Here is a 12,493-nt window from a genome sequence, read left to right on the forward strand (position 1 = left end):
ACCATGCCGACCACTCGCCTTTTGGAGAGGAATGGCCCAAGCGCCGCTGTGATAGCAAAAGACAGGCGCAAACAGGAAACGGAGCGACAATGGGCAGGCTGACAGGCAAGAGCGCGGTGATTCTCGGCGCGAGCAGCGCCGACAATATGGGCCAGCACATCGCCCGGCGCTTCCTCGACGAAGGCGCTCAGGTGCTGGTGGCGGGCCGCAAGGCGGATGTCCTCGCCGCCTTTGCGCAGGAGACCGGCGCGCAGTGGGCTGCCTGCGACATCACCAGCGAAACCAGCCTCGCCACCCTCGCCGATACCGCCGTCACGCAGATGGGCGGCATCGACATTGCCGTCAACGCGACCGGTTGGGGCCTGCTGAAGCCGTTCCTCGACAACAGCCGCGAAGAGCTCGATGCGATCACCGCGCTGCAGTTCATCGGGCCGTTCCAATTCTACCAGGCGATGCTGCGCAAAATGGCCAAGAGCCATGGCGGACGCGGCGGCAGCATCATCCAGATCAGCAGCGCTACCGCCAAGATCATGCTCAACGATCATGCCGCCTATATGGGCACCAAGGCGGGCACGGATCATGTCCTGCGCTGCGTCGCCAATGAATTCGGGGCCGAGGGCATTCGCGCCAATTCGATCGCGCCCGGCCTGACCGATACGCCGATGACGGCAGACGCCAAGACCGTGCCCGGCCTGTTCGAATGCTTCGTGGCGGGCTACCCGCTCGGCCGTATCGGGACCAGCGACGATGTCGCCGCCGCTGCGGTGTTTCTGGCGAGCGACGAATGCTTCATGACCGGAGAGACGCTGCAGGTGAATGGCGGGCTGACGCTGCGCCGCAACCCAACCACTGCCGAAATCGGCGCGGCAATCGCCGCCGCCGGTTGACCGCGCTTACGCAGCCTCGCGGCGGATCCGCTCGGCAATTTCGCTGCGCAGCACTTCCTTGCGGATCTTGCCGGAGGGCGTGCGCGGCAGCGCTTCAGCGGTGACGAAACGCTCCGGGATCTTCTGCTTTGCCAGCCCCGCCGCCGCCACATGCGCACCCAACGCCGCCGGGTCCACCGCATCGCGCAGCACGACATAGGCGCACACCCCTTCGCCCAGACGCGGGTGCGGCATCGCCACCACCGCGCAATCGGCAACCAGCGGGTGCGTCAGCAGCACCGCCTCAATCTCCCCCGCCGAGATATTCTCACCGCCCCGAATGATGAGGTCCTTCTTGCGCCCCGTCACCGTAATCGCCCCGTCGGCGCTGACCACCCCCAGATCGCCAGTGCGGAAATAGCCCTGCGCGTCGATCGCCTCGGCGGTCTGCGCCGGATCGGCATAGCCGATCATCATCGCCGGCCCGCGCGCCACAATCTCGCCCTCGCTGCCTGGCGGCAGGTCGCGCCCGTCGCCATCGACGATGCGGACAGCATAATCGACGATCCGCCCGTCGGTGGTCGCAGCCAGCGCCGCATCGTCAGGCCAGCCGAAGCTGACCAGCGGCACCTCGGAACTGCCGAACACGCGGAACGGCGCGCACTGCGCAAAGGCACCGCGCGCAGTGACGATCACCTCGGGCGCGACCGCCGCGCCGCCACAGGCGAAGAAACGCAGCGAGGGCAGCCGGTCGCCCGCCGCACGCGCCGCCTCGGCCAGTTCGACCAGAAACGGCGTCGCCGCAACGGTGCCGACCACGCCATGCCGGTTGATCAGCGCAATCGCCTCCCCCGCATCCCAGCTTTCCATCAACACGCTGCAGGTGCCCGAAAAGAACGGCATTTCCAGCCCATTGGCATAGCCCGAAACATGGGTGACGGGCGACGGCATCAGCACCGCGTCGCCTGAATTCACACCCCAATAGGCCGCACTTTGAACGATCACCCGACCAAGCGTGGCATGGCTGTGCAGCACCCCCTTGGCCCGCCCCGTCGTGCCGGAGGTGTAAAGCACCAGCTTTACCGCCGTCGGGTCAACCGTGCTGCGCGCGGCAGGCAAGGCCGCCCCCTGCGCGAGAAGCGCGGCATAATCGTCCACCCCGGCCCCGCGCACGGTGAAAATATGGTCGAGCGCGGGCAGATCGGCGGCCACCCGACGCGCCATGGCGGGATAGTCGACCGTGCGGAATGCGGCTGGCACGAACAGCGCGCGCGCCCCGCAATCGCCCAGCATCGCGCGCAATTCGGCATCGCGATAGATCGGCACGATCGGGTTGACGACCAGACCGGACAGCGCCGCCGCAATGTTCAACACCGCCGCCTCGCGCCAATTGGGCAATTGGAAGGCGACCACGTCGCCCGGCTTCAGCCCGCGCCCGCGCAACCCCGCCGCCAACGCACTCGCATCGCGCCACACCTCTGCAAAGGTCAGCGTGCCGACACCGTCGATCAGGCACAGGTCACCGCCCCGCTCCTGCGCCAGTGCCTCGGCATGATCGGCGACCGTGCGCTGCGGCCACAGCCCGGCCTCATGAAACGCGCGGTGATGGGGCGCGATTCCCGTGGGCCAGCCGCGCGACGATGTTTCGCCCATAATCCTCTCCTGTACCGGACGTGTCTTGGTCGTCGCGCCTGCGGCTGTCCACTTGGCGAAAAGGCGAGGCACCTGTCACCAGTCCCAGCTTGGCAGCCCCGTCCGCCTGCGGCAGGTTGCACCCCATAAAATAAGATCGTCGTGGAGAGAGAGTAATGACGAGCCAGACGCCCAGCCGTCGCGACCGCATCGGCGATGTGGCGGAAATCCTGCTCGATTATGTCGAGCACAAGACCACGCACCAGGCCCGCTCCACCACGCAAGTGCGCACCGCGACCTATACCGACCCCGATCAGTGGAAGGCCGAGATGGAACTGGTCTTCCGCCAGTTGCCGCTGATGCTGGCCTTTACCGCCGAAATCCCCAATCCCGGTGATTACAAGGCGATGGAGGTGGTCGGCCTGCCGATCCTCATCAACCGCGACAAAGCAGGCACGGTGCGCGCCTTCCTCAACGTCTGTTCGCATCGCGGGGCGCCGGTGGCGGCGACCGGGCACGGCCATTGCGCCCGCTTCACCTGCAAATATCACGGCTGGACCTATGGGCAGGATGGCAAGCTGATCGGCGTTTCCGAAAGCGCGCTGTTCGGCGAGGTCGACCGCGCCAGCATGGGCCTGCGCGCCCTGCCCTGCGAGGAACGCGCCGGGATGATCTTCGTCTGCCTCACGCCTAACGGCGTGATGGATCTGGACGGCTATTTTCGCGGCTTTCTCGACGATTTCGAAGCCGTTGACCTCGGCTCATGGACCTATCTCGGCAGCCGCGAGATTGAAGGCGCGAATTGGAAGATCGCCTTTGACGGCTATCTTGAGGGGTATCATTTCGCCTCGCTGCACCCCGAAACGATCGAGCCGCGCACGCCCTCCAACCGCACCTCCTATGAAGGGTTCGGGCCGTCGCTGCGGATCGGCTTCCCGCAACATCGCATTGCCGAGGCGTTGAAAGGCGTGCCGCGCGCCGAGTGGGGCGACCAGGAGAATAATGGGTTCGATTTCGTGCGAATCCTCTTCCCCAACGTGTCCGCCTTCCTCGCCCCCGAAATCACCCAGATCGCGCAGCTCTTCCCCGGGCCGACGCCCGACAAGAACCGCACCGTGCTGAATTATCTGCGCCGCGATCCGATTCGCGATGAGGAAGACCGCGCCAATGTCGAGGCGATGATCACCTTCTTCCGCGATGTTACCTATCAGGAGGACTATGTCATCGGCATGGAAATCCAGAAGGGCCTGGAAAGTGGCGCGCACGACCATCTGACCTTCGGCCGCAACGAGCGCGGCAACCAATATTTCCACGAATGGCTGACCTGGTATCTCGAGGACGATCGCAGTCGGCCCGAACCGACCCTCTGATAGCCCCCCAACCACCGATCCAGCGCAGGATACGCCCCGCATGACCGCCATGGACAACAAATCGCGCTATTCCCCCGAATTCGACATGGCCGTGCGCGGCGATACGATCACCGCCGATCGCTACATCTCGCGCGAATGGATGGACGCCGAACACCGCAATCTCTGGCCCAAGGTGTGGCATCTGGGCGGCGTGCTCGCCGAGCTGGAAGAGGAAGGCGACTTCATCCGCCACGATTTCGGCAAGGAATCGGTGATCATGATCCGTCAGGAGGACGGGTCGATCCGCGCCTTCTACAATAGCTGCCCACATCGCGGAAACCGGCTGGTGCTCGGCGATGCCGGACACATGCCGCGCATCACCTGCGGCTATCATGGCTGGCAATTCACCACCGATGGGGTGCTCGCGCACGTGCAGGACCCCGACGATTTCGAGGGCGGCAATCCGTGCGGGCGGGTGCATCTGTCCGAGCTGCGCTGCGAAAGCTGGGGGCCGTTCGTGTTCTGGTGCATGGATGACGATGTGCCGCCACTGCTCGACTGGCTGGCCCCCTTCCCCGAACGTTTCGCCAATTATGGCGTCGAAAACTGGGTGCGCGTGCTCAAGCTGTCCTGCGACGCCGATTTCAACTGGAAGATCATCCGCGACAATTTCAACGAAAGCTATCACCTCCCGACGATCCACCCGGAACTGGCGACCTTCATCAATGACGGCCTGCCGACCACGCTGTTTGAAATGTACCCGAGCGGGCACAATGCGATGTGGATGATCGGGCATCAGGCAACCACCCGCGCCGACTATCACAGCGCCGAGGTCCCCGCCCCGCTCGACGACATCGCGCGGGCCTGGGGAATCGACCCGGCCGACTATAACGGCCACACTGGCGACATCCGCGCCGCCGTGATCCGCGCCAAGCGCGCGCTGGGGCCGGAGCGCGGCTACACCATGTATGCGGACATGACCGACCAGCAATTGGTCGATTATTTCCACTGCACGCTCTTCCCCAATCTCACGCTGACCATGTCGCCCGAGCAATTGCAGGTGCTGCGCACCGAGCCGCATCCGACCGATCCCGAAAAATGCGTGTTCCAACATTGGTGCCTGTTCCCGCCAGTGCCCGGCATGAAGGAAGTCGTCACCCCGATCGGCCCGGTCCCGCTGCGGCACGACGCCGTTGCCCGCCACAGCCGCTATGGCGACGGCGTGTCGCTGGGCTTCGTCGCCGATCAGGACCTTTCGATCGGCACCACGCAGCAGCAGGGGTTGAACTCGCGCGGGTTCAAGGGCTGCATTCTTCCGGGCCAGGAAAAGCGCGTTCAGCGCTTCCACGAATTGCTCAACGATTATGTGAAGGGGCAACCATGACCGCCTCGCCCTACCCGCCCCCGGCCTGCCCCGCCGAGGAGCGCGTCGCGCTTGCCGATCTGGTGGTCGCTTATGCCCGCGCGGTCGACGATATCGGCAATGTCGATGGCATTGGCAGTCTGTTCAGCGACGATGCGGTCTATGATCTGTCGGCGCTCGGGATGGGCGAGATCGTCGGCCAAACCGCGATCCGCGCCTTCTTCCGCGATGCCTTTGCCGGGATGGCGCACAACGCCCATTTCATCAGCAACATCGCGCTGCTCGCCTATACCCCGTCCACCGCCGCGCGCGTCCAGGCTTATGGCCACGCCTTCAGCCTGGGCAAGGACGGCACCCTGCTCGAAGTCAAGGCGCGCTACACCTTCGCGATGGTCCGCGCGGACGATTGCTGGCGCATCGCCCGGCTCGGCATGGACATGCTGCTCCCGCCGATCAGCTCATACAATAGCCCCCATCCATCATGAACTCGCTGCACGTGACGAAACTGGCCGCGTCCGAACACAGATAGACCACGCCCCCGGCCATCTCCTCCGGGCGCCCCAGTCGCCCGATCGGATGTGCGGCAACCACCCCTTGCATCGATGCCTCCAGGGACGGTGCAGCCCCCAGATCGACATAACGCTGCAGGATCGCCTGCAGCATCGGCGTGTCGATCCCGCCGGGATGCACGCTGTTGACGCGGATCTTGTATCCGAGCGCGGCAAACTCCGCCCCCATGCATTTGGACAGCATCGCGACCGCCGCCTTGCTCGTGCAATAGGTCGCGTTGAACGGCGCGCCGCGAATGCCCCCGACGCTGGAGAAATTGACGATCGATGCGCCCCCGGCGCGGGCCTTGCCGCCCAGCTTCAACAGCGGCAGCAGCGTCTGCACGCCGATCAGCACGCTCTCGACATTCACGCGCTGGACGCGCTGCCACTCCTCGATCGTGGTTTCCTCGATACTGGCGACCACACTGATCGCGGCGACATTCACCAGTGCGTCGAGCCGACCATAATCGCGCGCGACCAGCTCGGCGACGCGCTGCCAATCGGCCGATTGGGTCACGTCCTGCGCCAGCACCGCGTCGCCATCGGTGATCCCATCGGTCGACATATCGGTCGCGACCACGATCGCCCCCGCCGCCTTCATCGCGCGCACCACTTCGCGCCCGATCCCGCCACCTGCGCCGGTCACCACCGCCACGACATCCTTGAGCGCCATTGCCATCTCCATCGTCTTATTGCGCGGTCCAGCCGCCATCGATGACCAGTTCGGCCCCCGTCATGTAGCTCGCATCGGCGCTCGCCAGGAACACCGCCGGCCCGGCCAGTTCGTCGGGCTCGGCCAGCCGACCGATCGGCGTGGCGGCTTCCATCGCGCCAACCAGATCCTCGGGCTTTTCGGCAAACCCCTTGTCCACCCAGCGCTGGAACCCGGCGCTCAGCAGCGGCGTCTTGACGAAGCCCGGATGCAGCGAATTGGCGCGGATCGGCATCTTCTTCTGCGCGAATTCGATCGCGATGCCCTTAGTGAACAACCGCACCGCACCCTTGCTCGCGTTATAGGCGGAGACTTCGGAATAGCCGACAATCCCCATGATCGAGCTGACATTGATGATGCTCGCTCCACCCGCCACCGCGCCACCGCTTTCCGCCAGCAGCGGCACCAGCGCGCGCGTGCCGAGGAACACGCCATCGACGTTGATCGCCATGATCCGCCGCCACGCCTCAAGCGAAAGCGTCTCGACCGCGCCGGTCAGGTCGATGCCAGCATTGTTGACCAGGATATGGCAGCCCCCATGCGCCGATTGCAGATCGGCCGCGATCCTCGCCCAATCGTCCTCGCTGGTGACGTTGCCCGCCACATAGCGCGCCTGCCCGCCTAGCGCGGCGAGCGCAGCCGCCACCGCCTCGCTATCGGGCGCATCCAGGTCGGTGATCACCACCGTCGCCCCTTCGGCGCAGAAGCGCGCGGCGATCGCCTGCCCGATCCCGCGCAAGCCGCCCGTAACCAGGGCGACGCGTCCGTCCAGTCGTGCCATGCTCAAACTCCCATCATGCCAGCGGTGGTGGCGCCGTCGATCGTGATCTCGGCCCCCGAAAGGAACGCCGCCTCGTCGCTCGCGAGATAGGCGACCAGGCCGGCCACTTCGTCGACCTGCGCCATGCGGTTGAGCGGGGCCATCCCCTCATAAATCGCGCGCACCGCGACCGGATCCTCCTGGCTCTGCATGATGTGCCGGATCATGTCGGTTTCGACGACGCCCGGCAGGATGGCGTTCACGCGAATGCGGTATTTCGCCTGGCCACAATAGACCGCAGCGGATTTCGCCAGCGCGACCACCGCCGCCTTGGTGGTGGAATAGGTCACGTAATTGCCGAGCGGGCGCGCCGCGTTCATCGAGGAATTGATAATGATCGAGCCGGTCGCCCCGGCATTGCGCGCCATCGCCCGGATCGCATGCTGCACCGTCAACATCACGCCGGTCTGGTTGATCGCGATCAGCCGGTCCCACGTCTCGATGCTGACCTGCTCGATATTGGCATCGCCCTGTTCGGTCCCGGCATTGGCAAAGGCGATGTCGAGCCGCCCGAACTCGCCCAGCACTGTGTCGATCAGTGCGGGCCAGCCCGCCGCATCCTCCACCCGGTGGCTGACGAAACGCCCCCCAATCTCGCGCGCCAGCGCTTCACCGATTTCGGCCTTGGAGCCGGTGAACACCACCCGCGCGCCCTCGGCTGCAAGCCGCCGCGCCGCGCCAGCGCCAATCCCGCTGGTGCCGCCGGTAACAAGCGCCACCTTCCCATCAAGCCTGCCCGCCACACCACTCTCCCATTTGTGTTTGTGCCATCATGCACCAGCGGGGGAGGCCAGGAAAACTATGCTTTCAGTAAGGTGACTTCTGCCCCGTTCAGCCTTTACACCACGTCGCGGAGACCGGGGGCGCGACTCCCGGCCAGGAGAGGAAAGAGAGCGGCCATGGCGGACAGCGATCCCATTACCCAGACGCGTGCGGCACCCGACAAGGACGGTCTGCCGATCAGCGATGGCATCAGTTGGCTCGAACTGATGGCGGTGGATTCGCGCCCTGCCCCCGATATTCTGACCACACCAAGCTATCACAGCCGCGGCACCGCACCGATTGCCGCCGCGCGCTACACCAGCGAAGCCTTTGCCAAGCTCGAACGCGAACGGATGTGGCCGCGCGTCTGGCAATTCGCTGCGCGCGAAGAGGATCTGCCCGATCCCGGCGATTTTGTGGTGTATGAAAATGCCGGGCGCTCCTTCCTGATCTCGCGTCAGGACGATGGCTCGATCAAGGCCATGCACAATGTCTGCCTGCATCGCGGGCGCAAGCTGCGCACTGAAGACGGCAGTGCCGATCGCTTCACCTGCCCGTTCCACGGCTTCACCTGGAACAAGGATGGCAGCTTCGACCATATGCCGTGCCAGTGGGATTTCACCCATCTCGACCGCGCCGATCTCACACTGCCGCCGGTCGAGGTCGGCCAGTGGGGCGGCTATATCTTCCTGCGCGAAGAACCGGGCGGGCCGACCCTGGAAGAGTATCTGGCCCCCTTGCCCGAACATTTCACGCGCTGGCGGCATGAGGACTGCACCACCGTCATGTGGGTCGGCAAGGAAGTTCCCGCCAATTGGAAGGTCACTGCCGAAGCCTTTATGGAAGCGTGGCATACCGTGGTGACGCATCCGCAATTGCTGCCGTTCACCGGGGACGCCAACAGCGCCTATTGGACCTGGGGCGATCATGTGAACGTCAATCTCGTGCCCTTCGGCACGATGTCGCCGCACCTCGACCCCGATGGACGCAGCCAGCAATGGATCGTCGACGAGTTCGTCAAATATAACGGCCGCAGCGGCGAAAATTACGAAGCCGATAAGGACCCCTACGCCGTCAGCGTGCCCGACGGCGTCACCGCGCGCGCCGCGCTCGGTGCCAAGATGCGCACCGCTTATGCCGAACAGAGCGGCTATGATCTCGACGACGCGACCGATGCCGAACTGCTCGACGCGTTGGTCTACAATGTCTTCCCCAATTTCGCGCCGTGGGGCGGCTATATGCCCAACATCGTCTATCGCTGGCGCCCCGGCAAAACGCCCGACACCTGTCTGATGGAAGTCCGCATTCTGATGCGCGTCAAGAAAGGCGAGCCGCACCCGCGCGGCGTGCCGATGAAATATCTGCGGCTTGACCAGAAATGGACCGAAGCCCCCGAGCTTGGCATTCTCGGCGACGTGTTCGAACAGGACATGGATAATCTGCCTTATGTGCAGGAAGGCCTGCACGCCTCCAAGACCGGCGTCGTGCAACTGGGCGATTATCAGGAAATCCGCATCCGCCAGTTCCAGCAGACGCTCGACCGCTATCTCGGGATCGCCGAGGGCAGCGACGGTGCCGAGGCGCAAGCGTGAGCGAGGCGGTCGCACACCCGCGTCGCCTCAACTGCGTCCTGATTTGCGGTGGGGTGTGGCACGATATCGATTTCGCCCGGCTCGAATTGCTCAAGCTGCTGGGTGAAGACCCGGCCATCCGTACGCGCGTGTTCGAGGATTATGAAACGATCGCCGCGATCAAGGCCGCCGATATTCTGATCACCTACACCTGCGACGTCACCCCCTCGCTCGCCGCGCAGGAGGCGCTGCGCGCGTGGTTGGCGGCGGGCGGGCGCTGGTACGCGCTCCACGGCACCAATTCGGTGCTGCGCCTGCTGTCCGATGGCCCCAATGCCGGCCTGTGGGAAGCGCCGCGCTGGGCACCGTTGTTCATGGATCTGCTCGGCAGCCAGTTCCTCAGCCACCCGCCGATCGCGCCCTATCGCGTGGAGATTGCCGATCCCGATCATCCGCTGGTCGCAGGCATCGCCCCGTTCGACACCAGCGATGAGCTCTATCATCTGGAAACGCATGGCGACCTGCACGTCCTGCTCGACACCTGCTGCACCGTTGCCGGGACCGGCTTTGTCGAAGGCGATGCCGCCCCCGGTCGGCACCCGGTGTTTTACATCAAACAGCATGGTGCGGGCGCGGTGCTGTACCTGACGCTCGGCCACTGCCGCGGCCATTATGATCTGCAACCGATGCTCGACTGGTGGCCAACGGTCGATCGCTGCGCCTGGGATCTGCCGGTGTTTTACGATCTGCTCCGGCACGGCATCGCCTGGACGCGCGAACCGCTCGCCGAGCAGGACACGCCCCCGGATCAGGCCGCATCGGCATAACGGTCCAGCTTCGCCAGCGGGTCTTCCGGCCAACGCGACAAGAACACCAACCGCTTATGCCCATGCCCGATCGCCAGTTCATCGGTCACGCCCATGCCGCCATGGAACTGGATCATGTCATGGCCAAGCGCGATCGACGCCTCGCTGATGAACGCGCGCGCGCCCGCCACCGCGCGGACGAACCCCGCTTCCCCCTCCAGCACCAGCGCAAAATTGATCAGCGCCTTGCTCTGCTCGAGCGCGGCATAATGCGCGACCATACGATGCTGGATCGCCTGGAAGCGCCCCAGCACAGTGTTGAACTGGCTGCGCGTGCGCAGATAGTCGAGCGTCTCGTCAAAAATCCGCTGCATCACGCCGACCGCCTCCGCCGCGCGGCATAGCTCGACCAGCGGCAGCGTGGCATCGAGCAGATCGCGCCCGCCCGCCAGGCGATTCGCAGCAGCGACGGCAACGCGGTCGAGCCGCAGAACGACGGCGGCACCGCCATCGATCAGCCGCCATGGCGTCACCGAAAGCCCCGGCGCATCTGCCGGGACGACGAAGAAGTCGGGCGAATCCTGTCCGGCCAGAACCGCGCTGACGATATAGGCATCCACCCCGACCCCGGCTGGGACGCAGTGCTTTCCACCCGACAGCACATAGCCGTCTTCCAGCCGGTCGGCTCGCGTCTCTACCCAGTCGGGATTGCCGCGGCTGGCGCGCTCGGCATGGGCCAGGACGACGCGGCTTTCGCCCGCAGCCAGGCGGTCGCGCCAGGCCGACGCTACACTCTCGCCACCGCCCAGCACCAGGCGCGCGCCCAGCACCACGCTGTCGATCAGCGGTTCGACCACCAACCCCTTGCCGAGCGCAGTGAACAGCGTGACCAGCGCGCTGGCATTGAGGCCAAGCCCGCCATCTTCCGGGCGCAACGCGGCCGCGACCAGACCATAGTCGGCCAGCAGCGCCCAATTCTCGCGACTGAACCCGCACGGCTCCGCCTGATAGGCGCGGCGACGATCCAGATCGTAGCGATCCGCCACGAATCGTTCGGCCAAATCCTGCAACATCCGTTCGTCTTCGCTGAGATCAAAGTTCACGCGGGCGCTCCTTTGTTACGCAACGTAGCGGGAGCGGAAATCCAAAAACGCTGGGCAAAAGGCTAGGATGGCCTAAAACGACGGCGCAGGAGATAAGGACGCGTGGAGAAGGACGCCCCAAGGCTGGATTGGGTGAACGCGGTCAGAATCGCGGCACCCGAGGAAGTGCGATCGGCAGCGGAGGCGCTGCACGACATCGCCATGCGCTGTGGCATGCGCGCGGCACCGGCGCACAATATTGCCGACAAGCGAACCCCGACCGACCTTGCCGGAAATGTGCTGGCGAGCGAGGTGTTCGGCTGGACGGGGGAGCAGGCGTGGTGGCGCAATCCCCATATCGCGCTCGATTCGCCGCTCACCTCCGCCTGCCGCTTCGAGAGCGAACCTTTCTGGGTGAACGCGCAAGGATTCCACACACGCCAGGCCAATCGCTATCTGTCGGCGATCGACCTCACCAATTTCGAAGTGCGCGCGCGCACCCGCGCGGCGATCGTCGTGCCTGTGCATCTGCCGTTCGGACAGATCGGGGCGGTCTCCTTCAACCCGCTGGATGCGTCACTGACCGATCTTTCCAGCGAATTTGAACGCTATGGCGACATTTTCGGCCTGCTGGGGCGCACTTTCATCGCCGGCTATGTCAACACCATGGGCTCGGCCCAGGCGCTGCCCGCGCATTTGCGCCTGTCGAAGCGCGAGGTGGAGTGTCTGCGCTGGGCGGCGATCGGCAAGACCGATTTCGAGATCAGCATGATCATCGGCCGCAGCCGCGCGACCGTGCGCTTCCACATCCACAATGCGTCGACCAAATTGTCGGCGGTCAATCGCAGCCAGACGGTCTTCAAGGCGGCACAGCTCGGCTATATCACGCTGGCGCGCTGAGCCGCCCTTCGCCCGGCACATCGGCGGCACAGCCCCACCCTATTCCTTTTACCCGGCCTATCCCTTTTAAGAGTCGCGC

Annotated in this window: 12 protein-coding genes; 7 read left to right on the forward strand and 5 right to left on the reverse strand. The window is 65.0% G+C overall.

The window, feature by feature from the left end; all coding sequences use genetic code 11:
- Positions 1-89: 89 nt before the first annotated feature.
- A complete protein-coding gene (locus ON00_RS04975) occupies positions 90-887 on the forward strand; it encodes an SDR family NAD(P)-dependent oxidoreductase (RefSeq protein ID WP_010403648.1) in 798 nt (265 codons plus the stop codon).
- Between the two features lie 6 nt (positions 888-893).
- On the opposite strand, the gene ON00_RS04980 is transcribed toward ON00_RS04975, so the two are convergent.
- Positions 894-2,519 (reverse strand): AMP-binding protein, encoded by a 1,626-nt coding sequence (locus ON00_RS04980; protein WP_010403649.1) that lies wholly within the window; start codon positions 2,517-2,519, stop codon positions 894-896.
- Positions 2,520-2,674: 155 nt separating this feature from the next.
- Here ON00_RS04980 and ON00_RS04985 point away from each other — a divergent pair, with 155 nt between their 5' ends.
- The 3 genes from ON00_RS04985 to ON00_RS04995 are packed head-to-tail and all read left to right on the forward strand — an operon-like array spanning position 2,675 to position 5,695.
- Positions 2,675-3,868, forward strand: coding sequence for an aromatic ring-hydroxylating oxygenase subunit alpha (locus ON00_RS04985; protein ID WP_010403650.1), 1,194 nt, complete (start codon positions 2,675-2,677; stop codon positions 3,866-3,868).
- 40 nt (positions 3,869-3,908) lie between these two features.
- Positions 3,909-5,231: an aromatic ring-hydroxylating oxygenase subunit alpha gene (locus tag ON00_RS04990; protein WP_010403652.1), complete on the forward strand. Its 1,323-nt coding sequence runs from the start codon at positions 3,909-3,911 to the stop codon at positions 5,229-5,231.
- Complete coding sequence (locus ON00_RS04995; RefSeq protein WP_010403654.1) at positions 5,228-5,695, forward strand: nuclear transport factor 2 family protein; 468 nt, start codon at positions 5,228-5,230, stop codon at positions 5,693-5,695. The genes ON00_RS04990 and ON00_RS04995 overlap by 4 nt, the downstream gene beginning before the upstream one ends.
- Here ON00_RS04995 and ON00_RS05000 read toward each other — a convergent pair.
- Genes ON00_RS05000 through ON00_RS05010 form a run of 3 tightly spaced genes read right to left on the reverse strand, consistent with a single transcriptional unit; the run spans position 5,664 to position 8,036 of the window.
- Positions 5,664-6,434 (reverse strand): SDR family oxidoreductase, encoded by a 771-nt coding sequence (locus ON00_RS05000; protein ID WP_010403656.1) that lies wholly within the window; start codon positions 6,432-6,434, stop codon positions 5,664-5,666. The genes ON00_RS04995 and ON00_RS05000 overlap by 32 nt on opposite strands.
- 16 nt (positions 6,435-6,450) lie before the next feature.
- The gene (locus ON00_RS05005) at positions 6,451-7,254 is read right to left on the reverse strand and encodes an SDR family NAD(P)-dependent oxidoreductase (RefSeq protein ID WP_010403658.1); all 804 of its coding nucleotides are present in this window, start codon (positions 7,252-7,254) and stop codon (positions 6,451-6,453) included.
- Positions 7,255-7,256: 2 nt separating this feature from the next.
- On the reverse strand, positions 7,257-8,036 hold the full coding sequence (locus ON00_RS05010) for an SDR family NAD(P)-dependent oxidoreductase (protein WP_010403660.1): 780 nt from the start codon (positions 8,034-8,036) through the stop codon (positions 7,257-7,259).
- Between the two features lie 156 nt (positions 8,037-8,192).
- On the opposite strand from ON00_RS05010, the gene ON00_RS05015 reads away from it, so the two are divergent.
- Together ON00_RS05015 and ON00_RS05020 are read left to right on the forward strand one after the other, a co-directional pair.
- A complete protein-coding gene (locus tag ON00_RS05015; RefSeq protein WP_010403661.1) occupies positions 8,193-9,647 on the forward strand; it encodes an aromatic ring-hydroxylating oxygenase subunit alpha in 1,455 nt (484 codons plus the stop codon).
- Positions 9,644-10,453: a ThuA domain-containing protein gene (locus ON00_RS05020; protein WP_010403663.1), complete on the forward strand. Its 810-nt coding sequence runs from the start codon at positions 9,644-9,646 to the stop codon at positions 10,451-10,453. The genes ON00_RS05015 and ON00_RS05020 overlap by 4 nt, the downstream gene beginning before the upstream one ends.
- Here the strand turns inward: ON00_RS05020 and ON00_RS05025 are convergent.
- Positions 10,435-11,535, reverse strand: coding sequence for an acyl-CoA dehydrogenase family protein (locus ON00_RS05025; RefSeq protein ID WP_010403673.1), 1,101 nt, complete (start codon positions 11,533-11,535; stop codon positions 10,435-10,437). The genes ON00_RS05020 and ON00_RS05025 overlap by 19 nt on opposite strands.
- Positions 11,536-11,667: 132 nt before the next feature.
- On the opposite strand from ON00_RS05025, the gene ON00_RS05030 reads away from it, so the two are divergent.
- Positions 11,668-12,414, forward strand: coding sequence for a helix-turn-helix transcriptional regulator (locus ON00_RS05030; protein ID WP_405130922.1), 747 nt, complete (start codon positions 11,668-11,670; stop codon positions 12,412-12,414).
- Positions 12,415-12,493: the final 79 nt, after the last annotated feature.

Origin of the sequence: Sphingomonas echinoides ATCC 14820, from assembly GCF_000241465.1 — a bacterium.
Lineage (GTDB): Bacteria > Pseudomonadota > Alphaproteobacteria > Sphingomonadales > Sphingomonadaceae > Sphingomonas > Sphingomonas echinoides.

Excerpts from the sequence above, each read along its gene's own strand:
- ON00_RS04975 (WP_010403648.1), top strand. The coding sequence starts at position 90 with ATGGGCAGGCTGACAGGCAAGAGCGCGGTGATTCTCGGCGCGAGCAGC.
- ON00_RS04980 (WP_010403649.1), bottom strand. The coding sequence starts at position 2,519 with ATGGGCGAAACATCGTCGCGCGGCTGGCCCACGGGAATCGCGCCCCAT.
- ON00_RS04985 (WP_010403650.1), top strand. The coding sequence starts at position 2,675 with ATGACGAGCCAGACGCCCAGCCGTCGCGACCGCATCGGCGATGTGGCG.
- ON00_RS04990 (WP_010403652.1), top strand. The coding sequence starts at position 3,909 with ATGACCGCCATGGACAACAAATCGCGCTATTCCCCCGAATTCGACATG.
- ON00_RS04995 (WP_010403654.1), top strand. The coding sequence starts at position 5,228 with ATGACCGCCTCGCCCTACCCGCCCCCGGCCTGCCCCGCCGAGGAGCGC.
- ON00_RS05000 (WP_010403656.1), bottom strand. The coding sequence starts at position 6,434 with ATGGCGCTCAAGGATGTCGTGGCGGTGGTGACCGGCGCAGGTGGCGGG.
- ON00_RS05005 (WP_010403658.1), bottom strand. The coding sequence starts at position 7,254 with ATGGCACGACTGGACGGACGCGTCGCCCTGGTTACGGGCGGCTTGCGC.
- ON00_RS05015 (WP_010403661.1), top strand. The coding sequence starts at position 8,193 with ATGGCGGACAGCGATCCCATTACCCAGACGCGTGCGGCACCCGACAAG.